This is a genomic window from Vibrio gallicus (assembly GCF_024346875.1).
GTDB classification, from domain to species: domain Bacteria; phylum Pseudomonadota; class Gammaproteobacteria; order Enterobacterales; family Vibrionaceae; genus Vibrio; species Vibrio gallicus.
Map to the genome: position 1 here is coordinate 489558 of NZ_AP024871.1, position 17135 is coordinate 506692.

Here is a 17135-nt window from a genome sequence, read left to right on the forward strand (position 1 = left end):
GTTATTGCCACTTACGATGATAAGCACCCAATGTTGTCTGAGTTCCTTCAGATACATTGGCCAGCGCCTTATCCCAATTCGGTTGTACTTGATAGTTGGCAGGGTCGCGCTGATATGCGTCAATCGCAGCGCGCCAAGTGCGGGTAACTTGCTCAACATAAGCTGGGCTGCGCTGACGTCCTTCTATTTTTACTGAAGCAACATTGGCCGCAAAAAGTTCAGGTAGAAGTGAAAGGGTATTAAGGCTAGTCGGCTCTTCAAGAGCATGGTAGCGCTTATTCTCGCCATCAACTTGGGTATCAAAACGTCCTTTGCACAGCGTTGGATAGCCCGCGTTTTCCCCTTCAGCATAGCGGTCAATAAGAATGTCGTTTAGGCGAGATTCAAGCCCTTGCTCCGTTTCTTGCCAACGTACAAATTTAGCCGGAGAACATGCTCCGACGGTATTTGGTGACTCACCGGTCAAGTAAGAGGATAGGTAGCAACGACCCTCAGACATAATGCATAAGCTGCCAAAGGCAAACACTTCTAAGTCTACATCTGAGGTTAGATTACGGGAGAGTTGCTTTACTTGGTGGATGGATAACACTCGGGGTAGAACAACTCGTTTTACATTGAAGTTTTTATGGTAGAAATCAATTGCGGCCACATTGGTTGCAGATGCTTGAACTGACAGATGCAGCTCAAGCTCAGGGTAATGTTTCGCGGCGTATTCGAGTAGCGCAATATCCGCCACGATCAATGCATCTACGCCATTTTGTGCGGCCATATCAACTGCATTGGTCCAGCGCTCAAAGCCTTGCGGTTGAGCAAAGGTGTTTAAAGCAACATGAATATGTTTACCAGCGTTATGCACATACTGCACCGCTTTTTCAAATTTCTTACCATTAAAGTTTAAACCAGCAAAGTGCCTTGCATTGGTGTCATCTTTAAATCCGATGTAAACAGCATCGGCACCGCAATCTATGGCGGTTTTAAGTGCGGGCAGGTTGCCTGCCGGACAAAGTAATTCCATTAATGCATTCATAGAGTTAGAAATAATGAAGAGTATTTTACTGCTGATTCTGGTATGAACCTTGATATGAGGCATTTTTGTATCGAAAGGTGCTTTGTTTGAGCAAGCTCAGTTCACATCTTTGAACATTTTAGTATGATGTTTAAAAATCCTAACCATAGAGAATTCCTGTGCTCGACAAAGTAAGACACCATTTAGTTTCTAACGCAGCTAGTATTTTAAAGCGCCCAGCTAAACTACTTCCAAGTAAGTTACATAGCATTAGCATGCTAGAAGGGCTAAAAATGGTATTTAAAGAAGCGTTAGAAGATGGTGATTTTGAGTTCTTACAAGACAAGTGGCTTAAGGTTTCTGTTATTGATCTAGACCTTGAGTGGTTTATCAGCTTTCAAGATGAAGTATTGATAGTTGAGACCCAAGCGCAAGCGCACGACGTCAGCTTTTCCGGTACCCTGAACGATCTTATTTTGATTGCAGGTCGAAAAGAAGATCCAGATACACTGTTTTTTCAGCGCCGCTTGAGCATAGAAGGGGATACTGAGCTAGGGTTAGAGGTTAAGAACCTTATGGATAGCGTTGATCTTGATGCATTGCCTAAGGTAGTAACTATAGGCTTATCTCAATTGGCTACTTTTGTGTCTAAAGGTGTCGATGTACCAGATTCAACCTTAATATCAGGAACGTCTCATAATGCTTATTAGAACAGAAGCTCCAGCGGATAATCTTTCGATTGATCGATTACTTAAATCTGTTTTCCCGACCGACGCAGAAGCAAATTTAGTACGTTCTTTACGTGAAAATGGCAAGGTAACACTCAGCATAGTAGCCAGTGATGATGAAGGACAAGTTATGGGTAGTGCTCAGTTCTCATCAATTACCCTTGCTGGAATCGATTATGGCTGGCAAGGTTTAGCTCCGGTCGCGGTCGCGGAAGAGTATCGCAATCAAGGGATTGCCGAGCAGATGATCCGTGAAGGCTTGTCTATTTTATTTGAGTTGGGTTATCCCGCCTGTGTTGTTCTTGGTGATCCTGCGTATTATTCGCGCTTTGGCTTTGCAGCAGCAGAGCAACACCGATTCCGTTGCCAATGGGATATACCCGCAGGTGCATTTCAGGTTCTAGATTTAACTGGGGATAGCTTTACTGGGCTGTCAGGGTTAATTGAATACTCTGAAGAATTTGATCAATATTGAGGTCGCTAGTGGATCAGATTAGAAATCAAGCCTTATTAAGTGAGATGGGTATAGAGCGATGGAGCTTACTGCATCCGGATAGGCTGCAAGGTTATCAGCCGGAATCTCTAATCATCGATTCAAATATCAAGCTGTTATTTGTTTCTCAAGCTCTTCCACAAGGCTCTGAAGCCTTGTTTATGCAGAAGGTTATTCAAGGGGCAATGTCATTGAGCTTAGAGTATTGCCGTCATATTCAACCTAATCAGTTTACTCAATTGGGAGAGCATAATCTTGAGTGGGTTTGGTTTTGTGGTTGTGAGCCTCAAAGCACAAACATATCTAAAGCCTTACATTCTCCACTATTGACGGAGATAGATGGCCACAATCAAAACCGTCGAGCATTATGGGAACAGATTAAGTCATATGAGTAACTATAAATATGCACCACTTGAGGTGCGAGACCTAGAGCGAGTATGGCAGATTGAGTCTTGTGCTCATTCACACCCATGGCAACGCAGTATGATTGACGACCTCAATAGCCGAGGTGCAATGCACTTCGGTATGTTTGATGGTGATATCTTAATTGGGTATTTCTATGCGCAGAATATTGTTGGTGAAGTCAGTTTGCTTAACGTAGCTGTTGCACCAGAGTTCCAAGGCCAAGGGGTTGGTAGTCGCCTTGTTAGCTATCTGATTCAACGCTGTGAGCGACTTAAAGTGGAAAGTATTTGGCTTGAGGTTAGAGAGTCAAATGTCATCGCACAAAACCTCTATCTTAATAGTGGCTTCAATGAGGTAGACCGCCGGCGAGGTTACTATCCAACGTCTTCGGGACGTGAGGATGCCATTTTAATGAGTTACTACGTTTAGCCCTCCACTGAGAGGGCTTTTTTATTTCAATGGCTTCTACCTAACATTGAATGAGAATTGTTCACTGTAGAGTGCGGTTTTCTATCTTGATTAAAATCAATGAAAACTTAAGTTGCATATGAAATGCCTTTTAAGAATGAGATTTAGGAGTAATATCTCGCAAAACATTTATTTTGAATGCTACTTAAAGGTGAACAATGTTTTGTATTCAGTGTGAACAAACTATGCAGACTCCAGTTGCTAATGGTTGTCAGTATGCGATGGGTATGTGTGGTAAAACAGCGGAGATTTCTGATCTTCAAGACGTATTAATTTATATCCTGCAAGGCGTGAGTGCATATGCAAGTGCTGCTCGTGAGCTAGGTATCGTGGATACTAACGTCGACGCTTATGTTCCACAGGCATTTTTCTCAACTTTAACCAATGTTAACTTTGATGATGCTCGCTTAATGGAATACACCAAGCAAGCTCTTGAGCTACGCGATAGTATTAAGAGTGCTTATGAAGCTGCGTGTATGACTCAAAACGTTGCACCAAAAGCATTTGAAGGCGCTGCGAACTTTACGATTGAGGCTGAAAAAGTAGTTCTACTTAGTCGTGCTCCAGAAGCTGCATTAAACCAAGATGCGGACGCAATTGGTGAAGATATCATGGGCCTTCGTTTATTGGCTCTTTATGGTCTAAAAGGTGTTGCTGCTTATATGGAGCATGCTCGTATTCTTGGTCAACAAGACGAAGCTGTTTCTGCTGAATTCCACCGTATCATGGCTCGCTTAGGCGAAGGTGTGAACGATATGGATGAGCTACTTGGTCTGGCAATGGCGTGTGGTCACCTAAACTACACCGTAATGCAGATGCTAGATAAAGGTGAAACAGAAGCATTTGGTCATCCTGTACCAACCAAAGTGAATATGAAGCCATTAGCGGGTAAAGCTATCCTAGTTTCTGGTCACGACCTTATCGATCTTCAGTACATTCTTGAGCAAACGGAAGGTAAGGGTATCAATGTTTATACCCATGGTGAGATGCTTCCAGCACATGCTTATCCAGAGCTTGGCGGTAAATTCCCACACCTAGTCGGTAACTACGGTACTGCTTGGCAGAACCAGCAAAAAGAATTCGCTAACTTCCCAGGCGCGATAGTGATGACATCTAACTGTCTGATCAACCCTGAAACTGGCGCATATGCCGATCGCATGTTTACTCGTAACATTGTAGGTTGGCCTGGTGTTGAACACCTTGAGGGGCATGACTTCTCTGCTGTTGTTGATAAAGCACTTGAGTGTGAAGGCTTTAAGTTTGACGAAATCCCACATTTTACTATGACTGGGTTTGCTCGCAACGCACTAATGGATGCAGCTCCTGCTGTTATCGAACAAGTTAAAGCAGGTAACATTCGTCACTTCTTCCTAGTTGGCGGTTGTGATGGTGACAAAAAAGAGCGCAACTACTTTACTGAGTTCGCGAAGGCTGCGCCTCAAGATACGCTAATTTTAACTCTAGCGTGTGGCAAGTTTAAATTTAATGACCTTGAGTTTGGTGATATCAATGGTATCCCTCGTTTCCTAGACGTTGGCCAGTGTAACGATGCATACTCTGCAATTCAGTTAGCTCTTGCGCTAGCAGAAACCTTCGAGTGTGAAGTTAATGAATTGCCATTGTCACTGATCCTATCTTGGTTTGAACAAAAAGCGATTGCAGTACTATTGACGCTATTGGCATTGGGTATTAAAGATATCCGTGTTGGTCCTACAGCGCCTGCTTTCCTAACCGATAACCTGATCAATCACCTTAATGAGCAAACGGGTCTACGTTTGATCACTACGGTTGAACAAGATCTAGCTGATATCCTTGGCTAATCGGTTTAAACCATAATTTAACTCGAGAAAAGATGCGCCCTAGGGCGCATCTTATTTGCGTTTGGAGACTTAAAGATGCAATTAACCTGTACTGAAATTCGCCGAGATACTCAAGATATCAATACCTATTGGTTTGAGGCGGATCAAAGCTTGGATTTTATTCCAGGTCAATTTCTTCCTATTCAAGTTGAGATAGACGGTGCAATTGAACAGCGCTGTTATTCTTTGGCTTCTCAACCGGGTCAAACTCGTTGTAGCTTGACTATTAAGCGAGTGAACAACGGTTTAGTCTCAAACCATTTAGCTGATAGTTTAAGCGTAGGTGATACGTTGCAGGCTATGCCAGCAGCTGGTGAGTTCAATGCTGAGCTTTATCAAGACCAAGCCTTAATTCTATTAAGTGCAGGCTGTGGTATTACACCTGTTTATTCAATGCTGGTATCACGTTTAGCTGAAAACCCTGATGCGGATATAGTTTTTGTGCATAGCGCGAGTACTGCTGAAGATAGAGTTTACGTTGAAGAACTTGAAGCACTGGCAAGTCAATATCAGAACCTACAACTGGTATGGTGTGTGAGCAATCAATCTGGTGATGAGTTTCATGCTCGCTTGAGTGAGCAAGTGTTAGCTGAGCTAGATAGCAATTTAGCATCACGAGTCGCATTAATGTGTGGCCCTGATGGGTATATGCAGTCTGCTCAACAATGGCTGGAAAGCCTAGGCCTAGCAAAACAACACATTCATCATGAACAGTTTCAAGTTGCGATACCTGAAACTGGAAGTAATTCTGGTTCACATACCCTAACAATCAATGGGCAGGAAGTGACTATTGATGGGGAACAGACTGTTCTTGATGCACTAGAGAGTGAAGGTTTACCGATATTTGCGGCATGTCGTGCTGGTGTATGCGGTAGTTGTCGCTGTAAGGGCGATAAATCTAAGCTTGTTAGCTCAACGACAGGGCCACTAAGTGATGAAGATGTTGAGCAAGGGTACTTCCTTGCTTGTGCTAGCCAAGTGAACGACGATATGTTTGTTGAAATCGGATAATTAGCTATAAATAGACATCAAACGAGAAAGGCTCAATCATGGATTGAGCCTTTCTTTTATAGATAGATTGTGAAATGGCGCAGAATCAGCGAAAATAGCGCCAATATTAGACAGTGCACTAACTTAAAGAACCCGATAAATGTCAAACAGTCCCTTTCAGCAAGAAGTAGGCAAGCGTCGTACGTTTGCTATCATTTCTCACCCGGATGCGGGTAAGACCACTATTACCGAAAAAGTACTTTTATTCGGAAACGCCATTCAAAAAGCGGGAACGGTAAAAGGTCGTGGCTCGAACCAGCATGCCAAATCTGACTGGATGGAGATGGAAAAAGAGCGTGGTATTTCTGTTACCACCTCGGTAATGCAGTTTCCATACAATGATTGCTTGGTAAACCTTCTCGATACCCCAGGGCACGAAGACTTCTCTGAAGATACCTACCGAACCCTTACCGCAGTTGATTCCTGCCTAATGGTTATTGATGCGGCAAAGGGTGTCGAAGACCGTACTCGTAAACTAATGGAAGTAACGCGTCTACGTGATACTCCAATTGTGACCTTTATGAACAAATTGGATCGTGATGTGCGCGATCCAATGGAGGTTCTAGATGAGGTTGAGAGTGAACTGAGTATGGCTTGTGCGCCAATCACTTGGCCAATTGGTTGCGGTAAAGAATTTAAGGGTGTTTATCATATTCACCGTGATGAAACGATTCTTTATGAATCAGGCCATGGTCACGAGATTCAAGAAGTACGTATTATCAAAGGGCTTGATAACCCTGAGTTAGATACCGCGGTAGGTGCTGATCTAGCTGAAAGCGTACGCGAAGAGTTAGAGCTAGTTATTGGTGCATGTCCTGAGTTTGACCAAGAGCTATTCTTGGCTGGTGAGTTAACACCGGTATACTTTGGTACTGCGTTAGGTAACTTTGGTGTTGACCATATGCTTGATGGCTTGACCAAATGGGCACCAGCGCCACAAACGCGTGAAGCCAATGAGCGTAAGGTTGTCGCAACTGAAGAGAAGTTCTCAGGCTTTGTATTTAAGATCCAAGCTAACATGGATCCGAAACACCGAGACCGTATTGCTTTCATGCGAATCGTATCAGGCACTTACTCGCAAGGTATGAAGATGAACCATGTTCGTACCGGAAAAAATGTTAGTATTTCTGATGCAGTAACCTTTATGGCCGGTGATCGTACACGTGCTGAAACAGCCTATGCTGGTGATATTATTGGTCTGCATAACCACGGCACAATTCAGATTGGTGACACCTTTACCCAAGGTGAAAACTTGAAGTTTGCAGGGATCCCTAACTTTGCACCAGAGTTATTCCGTCGTATTCGATTAAAAGATCCATTAAAGCAAAAACAATTGCTTAAAGGTCTAGTACAGCTTTCTGAAGAGGGAGCAGTGCAGGTATTCCGCCCACTACAGAATAATGACTTGATCGTAGGCGCGGTTGGTGTACTTCAGTTTGACGTAGTGGTTGCACGCTTGAAAGCCGAGTATAACGTTGAGGCGATTTACGAAGGTGTAAACGTTGCGACAGCGCGCTGGGTTGAATGTGATGATGTTAAGAAGCTAGAAGAGTTTAAGCGTAAGAACCAGAGTAACCTCGCTCTAGATGGCGGCGATAACCTCTCTTACGTTGCGCCAACTATGGTGAACCTTAACTTAGCTCGAGAACGCTTCCCAGATGTAGACTTCCGAGCTACTCGCGAACACTAATTATTTGAAAGCCAGTTGCATGCAACTGGCTTTTTTGTTTCTCTAGTAAGCATCAAGTAAAGGAGATACTGGTGTTTGACCTTAATTTAGTGCGCCCCTTTCTAGCGGTATATAACCTAGGCACGATTACCAAAGCTGCAGAGTCGTTGAACCTTACACAACCTGCGGTAAGCTCAGCTATCAAGCGCTTTGAAACGGTTCTTGGATATCCACTTTTTATTCGAAAGGGAAGGTATATTGATCCAACATCGCGTGCGCATCAATTAGCGCTGCAGTTGGCTAGTGCACTGGAGCTTATGGATGGCGCAGTATCGAGTGAAAAGAAGCTTGTGGTGTACGCAGGAATTAACGCGATAGGTATATTGCCAGAAATGCCCGCTATTCAGCTGTTTGAATCACCCAAAAATGCAGATGATGTTATTCAGGATATAAAGCTCAATAAAGCAGACTTGGTTATCGATTACAACTTGCCAAGGGAAGGTGGGCTTAACTTTGAACACGCCTTCACTGATGAGTTAGTTCTTATGTGTGATAAAGAAAATCCAGTGATCGGTAATGAAATCACGATGCAGCAGTATTTGGAAGCTGAGCACGTAACACTTAAGCTGTTTCGGCAAAATGCACAAATTGTGGATGTGCTGGCTGGAAAAAGTCTTCCTAGAAAAGTCGCCATTGAGGTTGGAAACATGACCAACCTGATTATTGCAACTAAGGGGACTAGCTATGTTTCAGCAATATCGAAGAGCATGGCTTCTTTTGCCCAAGCCTTTGGTTTGAAAATCTTGAAGCCCCCTTTTGCTATGCGAACAGTCGAGTTTGAGTTTACTTATCATAAGAAGTATCAAAACAATGTACAGCATAAAGCATTGCGAGAAGAGTTGAGAAGATTATTGAATCGAGTTTAGAAGTCAAAGGTTAAGCCAAACTCAATGCTATCTTCGCGTCTTTTATCTTGATAAGTAGTGTAGGTTATTGATGGTCTTAAATACTTCATATTAATAAATGCGACTATCTCATGATAGATCTGATTGGTTCGGTCGGTTTTAAGCGTTATATCTGGTGTTGAGAAATGGTATGCATTTTTTTTGAAACCAATTTCATGATTAAATTTATACAACAGATCTATATATTGTATTGGGCTCCAGATTAAGCCCGCTGAGTATTCAAAGGAATCTGATAATGACTCTGTTGGGCAAAGGTCTTGTAAATTTTCAAAGCAGCGCTCGGTATCGAATTTGTAGTTATAGTTCATATCTCCAATTAGGGTCCAATCAGAGCTGACCATTTTTGCAGCAAAGATGCCAGTAGATAGCTTGTATTCACTTATAGTAATACTATTTTCCGTGTAGTAGCTTTCCCCGCTCCAAATTGAATATCCAGTACCCAACTCCCAGTTTAAGTCGGTATCAATATCACCAAATGCCCTAAGTCTTTCGGTTACGTAATAGTTACCATCTAGCGTTGCAATTGTACTGCCCTGGTACTGAGAAAAGCTGATGCCAAATATGTCGGTAAATTTCTCTATCGTACCGACTAAAGTAGATTCAGCGGCAATATTAAATGAGATAAATAGGGTGAGAGTGGTTAAAAAACGCATACAAGATCCAAAGTAGGTCAGCTAAAGGAAATAGTCCTCTACTATCAGAGGACTATTGTTTTAGGTTTTGCTAAAGCGTTATCGTTACTTCTTAAGCTTGGTTAAACGATGTTGCACTTTGGACTTAAACTGTTTTAGCTTAGCTTGGTTTACGTTTTTCAGTTTGCTGTTCACCATGTCTTTGCTGACCACAACCGAGTCTCCGCTGGCAGGGTTCCAGATCAGGTCGGTACCATTATTGAACAGAGCCCCCATGTTTTGGCCATTTTTATCAATATAATAAACACCGCCTCTCTCCTCGACAGTGATGCCTTCGTAACCCGGCTTAGTTGGGTCAACCTCAATTGGAGGCTTGCCGTTGATAAGGTCTTTAGTGATATGGATAGGCTCGGCTCCGCCGACAGCGCCGTAATACCACTCGCCTTCAGTCATAAACAGAGACCCCATAGGGATGCCGTTCTTGGTTACATTGATAACGGAGTCACTAACGCGATCGAACTCAACGCCGTTGTAGCCTGGCTTAGTTGGGTCAACCTCAATTGGAGGCTTGCCGTTGATAAGGTCTTTAGTGATATGGATAGGCTCGGCTCCGCCGACAGCGCCGTAATACCACTCGCCTTCAGTCATAAATAGAGACCCCATAGGGATGCCGTTCTTGGTTACATTGATAACGGAGTCACTAACGCGATCGAACTCAACGCCGTTGTAACCTGGCTTAGTTGGGTCAACCTCAATTGGAGGCTTGCCGTTGATAAGGTCTTTAGTGATATGGATAGGCTCGGCTCCACCGACAGCGCCGTAATACCACTCGCCTTCAGTCATAAACAGAGACCCCATAGGGATGCCGTTCTTGGTTACATTGATAACGGAGTCACTAACGCGATCGAACTCAACGCCGTTGTAGCCTGGCTTAGTTGGGTCAACCTCAATTGGAGGCTTGCCGTTGATAAGGTCTTTAGTGATATGGATAGGCTCGGCTCCACCGACAGCGCCGTAATACCACTCGCCTTCAGTCATAAACAGAGACCCCATAGGGATGCCGTTCTTGGTTACATTGATAACGGAGTCACTAACGCGATCGAACTCAACGCCGTTGTAGCCTGGCTTAGTTGGGTCAACCTCAATTGGAGGCTTGCCGTTGATAAGGTCTTTAGTGATATGGATAGGCTCGGCTCCACCGACAGCGCCGTAATACCACTCGCCTTCAGTCATAAACAGAGACCCCATAGGGATGCCGTTCTTGGTTACATTGATAACGGAGTCACTAACGCGATCGAACTCAACGCCGTTGTAGCCTGGCTTAGTTGGGTCAACCTCAATTGGAGGCTTGCCGTTGATAAGGTCTTTAGTGATATGGATAGGCTCGGCTCCGCCGACAGCGCTGTAATACCACTCGCCTTCAGTCATAAATAGAGACCCCATAGGGATGCCGTTCTTGGTTACATTGATAGCGGAGTCACTAACGCGATCGAACTCAACGCCGTTGTAGCCTGGCTTAGTTGGGTCAACCTCAATTGGAGGCTTGCCGTTGATAAGGTCTTTAGTGATATGGATAGGCTCGGCTCCGCCGACAGCGCCGTAATACCACTCGCCTTCAGTCATAAACAGAGACCCCATAGGGATGCCGTTCTTGGTTACATTGATAACGGAGTCACTAACGCGATCGAACTCAACGCCGTTGTAGCCTGGCTTAGTTGGGTCAACCTCAATTGGAGGCTTGCCGTTGATAAGGTCTTTAGTGATATGGATAGGCTCGGCTCCACCGACAGCACCGTAATACCACTCGCCTTCAGTCATAAACAGAGACCCCATAGGGATGCCGTTCTTGGTTACATTGATAACGGAGTCACTAACGCGATCGAACTCAACGCCGTTGTAGCCTGGCTTAGTTGGGTCAACCTCAATTGGAGGCTTGCCGTTGATAAGGTCTTTAGTGATATGGATAGGCTCGGCTCCACCGACAGCGCCGTAATACCACTCGCCTTCAGTCATAAACAGAGACCCCATAGGGATGCCGTTCTTGGTTACATTGATAACGGAGTCACTAACGCGATCGAACTCAACGCCGTTGTAACCTGGCTTCGTTGGCTGTTCTAATTCAGGACGGTCGCCACCAAATTCTGGAGAATTTCCAGTAGGCTCTTCATAGATTGGAAGTTCAGGGCTGAACTCATCTGAAGAAGAGTTTGAAGAGCCAGAAAGCATACCAGCAACGAGCGCTGCAGATGCTGTACCTACAGCTGCCCAAGTGCCATTAGGTTGCTGCTCATAAACATCATTATCAATGATGGCTATATCCCCTGGCTGAGCATTAGCGTATTTAGTTGCAAGTTGATGTTGTACCGAAGCATCAATTGCCTGCATCTGGGAGGTAATTAATTGATCGGTAGCTGAGTTTGCAGCATCAAGGTTTACTTTGGTTGCTGAGGCAAATGCTGAAGCGGATAGGAGAGTAGATATAGATAGAGCTAATATGCTTGCTTTCATGTTTGCTGAGTTCTCATTGGGTTAATTATTACGGCTCCTTGCGTTTTATGCCTCCTGACGATGAGATGAATTATGTACAGCTAACTTAACTGCAACAAGAATGTGGGATATGCTTCCCTTATAAATGAAATTTATACTGAACCAATATTCATTTGCAGTGTTTTTATTTAATGACCTAACCGTAAGGTCTTTAGCGCTGTACTTTCGTTATGAAATGCTCTTTATTGATATTAGCTATTGGTGTGAATTAACCTTTAGTCAGGTATTAGATTGAGTAATAAGGATATGTATTGTGTGGTTTGATACTCATTGCCATTTAGACTTCGATTGCTTTCAAAATGATTGGCAGAATTATCTGCAAAAGTTCGAGCAAGCCCAGGTGACGCGTTTTTTAGTGCCTTCGATAGGCAGTAATAACTGGGGTCAGGTTTTAGAATTGGCGCAACAACCGAAAATACTGGCAGGGGTTGGGATTCACCCTCAGCGGGTATTGGCTATTTATAAGTCGATTGAAGAGTTGCATCACGAGTGCCAATTATTGGCTGCGTTTATTGAAAGCCATGGCGCTAATATAGCGGCGATTGGAGAGTGTGGCTTAGATAAGCGATATAAGGAGTGTCTTGATAAGCAGGTAGAGGTATTTGAGTTTCAGTTGCAGTTGGCGAGCCTACACAATAAACCTATCGTTGTTCATTCAGTAAAACAGCATCATCAAGTGCTCTCATTACTCAACAAGCATACGGGGGTTAAAGGTGTGATTCACGGTTTTAGTGGTAACTATCAGCAAGCCAAAGCCTTCTATGATATCGGAATGAAACTAGGGGTAGGCAGTGTGATTACCCGCCCAAGTGCGCACCGCACAAGGGATGCACTTGCTCGATTACCTCTAGATGCATTGGTGCTTGAGACTGATGCACCTGACATGCCGTTACATGGTTATGAAGGAGGGACTAACTCGCCACATTATTTACCTCACATTTTCCTGCAACTTGTAAAGATACGTAGTGAAAACACTTCTATACTAGCAAAGCACCTTTGGCGCAATAGTAATCAATTATTTGCAAGCTTATGATTGGATTGGTTGTTTATTAGTCAGTATTTTGATTTGAATGTGACTTAGATCGGATTTGATTTAAACGTTTGCGTATGAAACATCATAAAAGCGTGATCTATGCTTTACCTTGTCGTTTTGGGTTGGGTATAATCACGCCCGTTTTATACATAACTTTTTTTTACAATTTTATAAGGAAGCCATAAACCATGAGCCTGTTTATGAGCCTAGTGGGCATGATCGTACTGATATTGATTGCAGTACTTCTATCAGACAACCGCAAAGCTATTAATATTCGCACTGTAGCTGGTGCATTTGCTATCCAGTTTGCGCTGGGTGCATTCGTACTTTACGTACCTTGGGGTAAAGACTTACTGAAAAGCGTTTCAGATGGTGTTTCAAGTGTAATTGACTACGGTGCTGACGGGACTTCTTTCCTATTTGGCGGCCTTGTTTCAGACAAAATGTTTGAAGTGTTCGGTGGCGGTGGCTTTATTTTCGCATTCCGTGTATTGCCTACACTTATCTTCTTCTCTGCACTAATTTCTGTACTTTATTACTTAGGTATTATGCAGTGGGTTATCCGCATTCTTGGTGGTGGCTTGCAAAAAGCCCTAGGTACTTCTCGTGCTGAATCAATGTCAGCGGCAGCAAACATCTTTGTTGGTCAAACAGAAGCGCCATTGGTAGTGCGTCCGTTTGTGCCACGTATGACTCAATCTGAGTTGTTTGCCATTATGTGTGGTGGTCTTGCTTCTATTGCTGGTGGTGTATTAGCGGGTTACGCATCTATGGGTGTGCCAATTGAATACCTAGTAGCGGCATCATTTATGGCTGCACCTGGCGGTCTATTGTTTGCAAAAATCATGAAGCCAGAAACAGATGAGCCGATTGAACAATTGGCTGATACTTCAGTTGAAGGCGAAGATAAACCAGCTAACGTAATCGATGCGGCTGCTGGCGGTGCATCTGCTGGTCTGCAACTTGCTCTAAACGTTGGCGCAATGTTGATTGCGTTTATCGGTCTAATTGCACTTGTAAACGGTTTACTTGGTGGCATCGGCGGTTGGTTTGGTTTTGAGCACTTAACCTTAGAATCTATCCTTGGTTGGTTGTTCTCTCCTTTAGCATTCCTTATCGGTGTTCCTTGGTCTGAAGCTAAAGTTGCTGGTGAGTTTATCGGTCTTAAAACCGTAGCTAACGAATTTGTTGCTTATGCGCAATTTGCACCTTACCTAGGTGATGCGGCTCCTGCTGTTCTTAGTGAGAAAACAAAAGCAATCATCTCTTTTGCTCTTTGTGGCTTTGCTAACTTATCATCAATCGCAATTCTACTTGGTGGTCTAGGTGGTATTGCACCTAAGCGTCGTGCTGAGATTGCTCGTATGGGTATTAAAGCTGTAATTGCAGGTACATTGTCTAACCTTATGGCCGCAACTATTGCTGGATTCTTCTTATCTTTCTAAGGGCTGAATAGCCAAGCTTAGAACCTTAAGACTTAAAGCGCTCCGTTGTTAGACATCGGGGCGCTTTTATTTGCAAGGATAAATCACCTTGCTTGGTGTTTTTGAGATGCAAAACGTTTGCTTTTATCGTCTATATTACGAAGGCCAATACAGTAACTATACTGTTACTTTGAATTGATAGTCAGGAATAAAAGATGAATGAAGTCTTGCTTGCTGTATTTGCGGGTTTTATCGTTGGGATTCTATTCTCGGCAATAAAGCTACCGATCCCTGCACCACCTGTATTATCTGGTGTCATGGGGATAGTTGGAGTCTATTTAGGTGGTGTTTGCTACCAATGGATAGTAGAACGCTTTATGCAATAACAGTATATTATTTAAATACTAATGTGATTAGTAATTAGTACAACTACAGCCAAGGTATGGCTGTATTAATCACGGTGACAAGGATAGCAATTGGTCAATTCACCAAGTCTTCACGGAACCAAGTCCGTTCATTGAGTTTGGATGCACTATTCATACCTATAATGACATTGGCATCTAAACTATTAACCTTCGGAGAACAAAATGAGCGATTTGAAAGTTGCCGCACTGCGTGCACTTAAACTAATGGATTTAACAACACTAAACGACGACGATACTGATCAAAAAGTGATTGATTTGTGTCATGCAGCTAAAACGCCAGTAGGCAGTACTGCGGCAATCTGTATCTATCCTCGCTTTATCCCTATTGCCAAGAAAACATTACGTGAACAGGGTTCTGATAATGTAACCATTGCAACGGTAACCAACTTCCCTCACGGCAATGACGATATCGATATTGCGGTTGCTGAAACCAAAGCAGCGGTTGCCTACGGTGCTGATGAAGTTGATGTAGTATTTCCATACCGAGCACTAATGGCGGGTAATGCCGACGTTGGCTTTGAGTTGGTCAAGCAATGTAAGGCTGCGTGCGGCGATATCCTGTTGAAAGTGATTATCGAAACTGGTGAGCTAAAAGAAGAAGCCTTGATAAAGCAAGCCTCAGAGATCTGTATTAAAGCTGGTGCAGATTTCATTAAAACCTCAACTGGTAAAGTACCAGTTAACGCAACCCCAGAATATGCTCGCATGATGTTAGAAGTTATCCGTGATATGGGAGTGACAAACGTTGGCTTTAAACCAGCCGGTGGCGTGCGCAGTGCTGAAGATGCTGCGCAATATTTAGCTATGGCTGATGATATTCTTGGTGATTCTTGGGCAGATAGACGCCATTACCGCTTTGGTGCTTCGAGCTTGCTGACAAACCTACTTAATACCTTAGAAGTAACAGACCAGAAAGCAGATCCAGCTGCATACTAATAGTCTGAGAAGGCTCGTACTTTTATAGAGTAACGCGCCTTTGTTTTTAATAATTTATCCTACAATCAAAAATTTTAACGCGGTTATCGAGTGTTTTAGCCGGCTAGGATGAACAGTTATTTACTATGATTGGTATAAAGGTAGGGCTTTATGTATTTACCTCAAGAAATTATTCGTAAGAAGCGTGACGGTGAAATCCTTACCGCAGATGAAATCAACTTCTTTATTCAAGGTGTAACAAAAGAAAGCGTATCTGAGGGTCAGATCGCAGCTTTTGCTATGGCAATATTTTTTAATGAAATGACTATGCCAGAGCGTATAGCATTAACTTGTGCGATGCGAGATTCAGGCATGGTACTTGATTGGACACATATGGAATTCGATGGCCCGGTGGTGGATAAGCATTCTACTGGTGGTGTTGGCGATGTTACCTCATTGATGCTTGGCCCTATGGTTGCAGCATGTGGTGGGTATGTGCCAATGATATCTGGACGCGGATTGGGCCATACTGGAGGCACTTTAGATAAGTTAGAGTCTATTCCTGGCTATAATATTGTGCCAACTAATGATGTCTTTGGTTTAGTAACTAAAGATGCAGGGGTAGCCATTATTGGACAAACAGGTGATCTAGCTCCTGCTGATAAGCGGGTATACGCCACTCGTGATATCACTGCCACTGTTGATAATATTTCTCTTATTACAGCATCTATTTTGTCTAAAAAATTAGCGGCGGGTTTAGGCTCGCTAGTAATGGATGTAAAAGTCGGGTCCGGCGCCTTTATGCCAACCTATACCGCATCTGAAGAGTTGGCACGCTCTATTGTCGCAGTAGCAAACGGTGCTGGTACTAAAACCACGGCAATTTTAACGGATATGAACCAGGTATTAGCTTCTTCTGCGGGCAATGCAGTTGAGGTTCGTGAAGCGGTACGCTTCTTAACTGGAGAGTATCGCAACCCACGTCTCCTAGAAGTTACGATGGCTTGCTGTAAAGAAATGTTAGTACTAAGTGGCTTAGCTGTTGATTCCGAGCATGCCGAACAACAACTGATTCAAGTATTGGATAATGGTAAGGCGGCTGAATGTTTTAACAAGATGGTTGCAGGCCTAGGTGGGCCAAGTGACTTTGTTGAAAATTATCAAAGCTATCTTCCCCAGGCAGAAGTCATTAAGCCGGTATTTTCTGATAAAGCGGGAACCGTTATCGCTATGGATACCCGCGCTATCGGTATGGCTGTGGTTGCTATGGGTGGTGGTCGCAGGGTCGCAAGCGATCAAATCGACTATGCAGTAGGTTTTGATCAATTCATTCAATTGGGGCAAGTGGTTGATAACAATTCTCCTATTGCAGTAATTCATGCACGAAATGAGCAGCAGTGGCAGCAAGCCGCTGAGTTACTGAAAGCTGCCTTGGAAGTAGGAGAAGCCAGTCAATACAAGGCAACGCCTAATGTTTACACCCAAATCCGTGCACAAGATATAGAGTGAGATTGCT

The 17135-nt window shown here is 43.6% G+C and carries 16 protein-coding genes; 13 read left to right on the forward strand and 3 right to left on the reverse strand.

The genetic code is table 11. The features are described from left to right. Nucleotide 1 precedes the first annotated feature (1 nt). A complete protein-coding gene (gene ubiU / locus OCU28_RS02330; RefSeq protein ID WP_261816756.1) occupies nucleotides 2-1015 on the reverse strand; it encodes a ubiquinone anaerobic biosynthesis protein UbiU in 1014 nt (337 codons plus the stop codon). Nucleotides 1016-1185: 170 nt separating this feature from the next. On the opposite strand from ubiU, the gene ubiT reads away from it, so the two are divergent. From ubiT to OCU28_RS02370, 8 genes are all read left to right on the forward strand, one after another. Next, complete coding sequence (gene ubiT / locus OCU28_RS02335) at nucleotides 1186-1716, forward strand: ubiquinone anaerobic biosynthesis accessory factor UbiT (protein WP_261816757.1); 531 nt, start codon at nucleotides 1186-1188, stop codon at nucleotides 1714-1716. Next, nucleotides 1706-2209, forward strand: a complete 504-nt coding sequence (locus tag OCU28_RS02340; RefSeq protein ID WP_261816758.1) for a GNAT family N-acetyltransferase — start codon at nucleotides 1706-1708, stop codon at nucleotides 2207-2209. The genes ubiT and OCU28_RS02340 overlap by 11 nt, the downstream gene beginning before the upstream one ends. 8 nt (nucleotides 2210-2217) lie before the next feature. Then, entirely contained in the window at nucleotides 2218-2622 is a 405-nt protein-coding gene (locus tag OCU28_RS02345; RefSeq protein WP_261816759.1) for a DNA polymerase III subunit psi, read from the forward strand. After that, nucleotides 2615-3061, forward strand: coding sequence for a ribosomal protein S18-alanine N-acetyltransferase (rimI, locus tag OCU28_RS02350; protein ID WP_261816760.1), 447 nt, complete (start codon nucleotides 2615-2617; stop codon nucleotides 3059-3061). Before OCU28_RS02345 ends, rimI begins: the two co-directional genes overlap by 8 nt. Nucleotides 3062-3258: 197 nt before the next feature. Further along, nucleotides 3259-4920 carry a hydroxylamine reductase gene (hcp, locus tag OCU28_RS02355; RefSeq protein ID WP_261816761.1) on the forward strand — a complete coding sequence of 554 codons (1662 nt, stop codon included), beginning with the start codon at nucleotides 3259-3261 and terminating at the stop codon, nucleotides 4918-4920. A gap of 75 nt (nucleotides 4921-4995) precedes the next feature. Further along, nucleotides 4996-5970, forward strand: a complete 975-nt coding sequence (locus OCU28_RS02360; RefSeq protein ID WP_261816762.1) for an iron-sulfur cluster-binding domain-containing protein — start codon at nucleotides 4996-4998, stop codon at nucleotides 5968-5970. A 139-nt stretch (nucleotides 5971-6109) separates the two neighbouring features. Further along, nucleotides 6110-7699 carry a peptide chain release factor 3 gene (gene prfC, locus OCU28_RS02365; RefSeq protein WP_261816763.1) on the forward strand — a complete coding sequence of 530 codons (1590 nt, stop codon included), beginning with the start codon at nucleotides 6110-6112 and terminating at the stop codon, nucleotides 7697-7699. 71 nt (nucleotides 7700-7770) lie between these two features. Beyond that, a complete protein-coding gene (locus tag OCU28_RS02370) occupies nucleotides 7771-8604 on the forward strand; it encodes a LysR family transcriptional regulator (protein WP_261816764.1) in 834 nt (277 codons plus the stop codon). On the opposite strand, the gene OCU28_RS02375 is transcribed toward OCU28_RS02370, so the two are convergent. Next, on the reverse strand, nucleotides 8601-9296 hold the full coding sequence (locus tag OCU28_RS02375) for a hypothetical protein (protein ID WP_261816765.1): 696 nt from the start codon (nucleotides 9294-9296) through the stop codon (nucleotides 8601-8603). The genes OCU28_RS02370 and OCU28_RS02375 overlap by 4 nt on opposite strands. Before the next feature lie 84 nt (nucleotides 9297-9380). After that, nucleotides 9381-11783: a hypothetical protein gene (locus OCU28_RS02380; protein WP_261816766.1), complete on the reverse strand. Its 2403-nt coding sequence runs from the start codon at nucleotides 11781-11783 to the stop codon at nucleotides 9381-9383. A gap of 292 nt (nucleotides 11784-12075) precedes the next feature. Between OCU28_RS02380 and OCU28_RS02385 the strand changes: the two genes are divergently transcribed. The 5 genes from OCU28_RS02385 to deoA all read left to right on the forward strand — a co-directional run bounded on the left by OCU28_RS02385 (nucleotide 12076) and on the right by deoA (nucleotide 17128). Next, a complete protein-coding gene (locus tag OCU28_RS02385; RefSeq protein WP_261816767.1) occupies nucleotides 12076-12855 on the forward strand; it encodes a TatD family hydrolase in 780 nt (259 codons plus the stop codon). Between the two features lie 188 nt (nucleotides 12856-13043). After that, entirely contained in the window at nucleotides 13044-14300 is a 1257-nt protein-coding gene (locus OCU28_RS02390; protein ID WP_261816768.1) for a NupC/NupG family nucleoside CNT transporter, read from the forward strand. A 194-nt stretch (nucleotides 14301-14494) separates the two neighbouring features. Continuing rightward, entirely contained in the window at nucleotides 14495-14665 is a 171-nt protein-coding gene (locus tag OCU28_RS02395; RefSeq protein WP_261816769.1) for a XapX domain-containing protein, read from the forward strand. A gap of 201 nt (nucleotides 14666-14866) precedes the next feature. Next, the gene (gene deoC, locus OCU28_RS02400) at nucleotides 14867-15640 is read left to right on the forward strand and encodes a deoxyribose-phosphate aldolase (RefSeq protein WP_261816770.1); all 774 of its coding nucleotides are present in this window, start codon (nucleotides 14867-14869) and stop codon (nucleotides 15638-15640) included. A 150-nt stretch (nucleotides 15641-15790) separates the two neighbouring features. Next, nucleotides 15791-17128 (forward strand): thymidine phosphorylase, encoded by a 1338-nt coding sequence (gene deoA, locus OCU28_RS02405; RefSeq protein ID WP_261816771.1) that lies wholly within the window; start codon nucleotides 15791-15793, stop codon nucleotides 17126-17128. Nucleotides 17129-17135 lie beyond the last annotated feature (7 nt).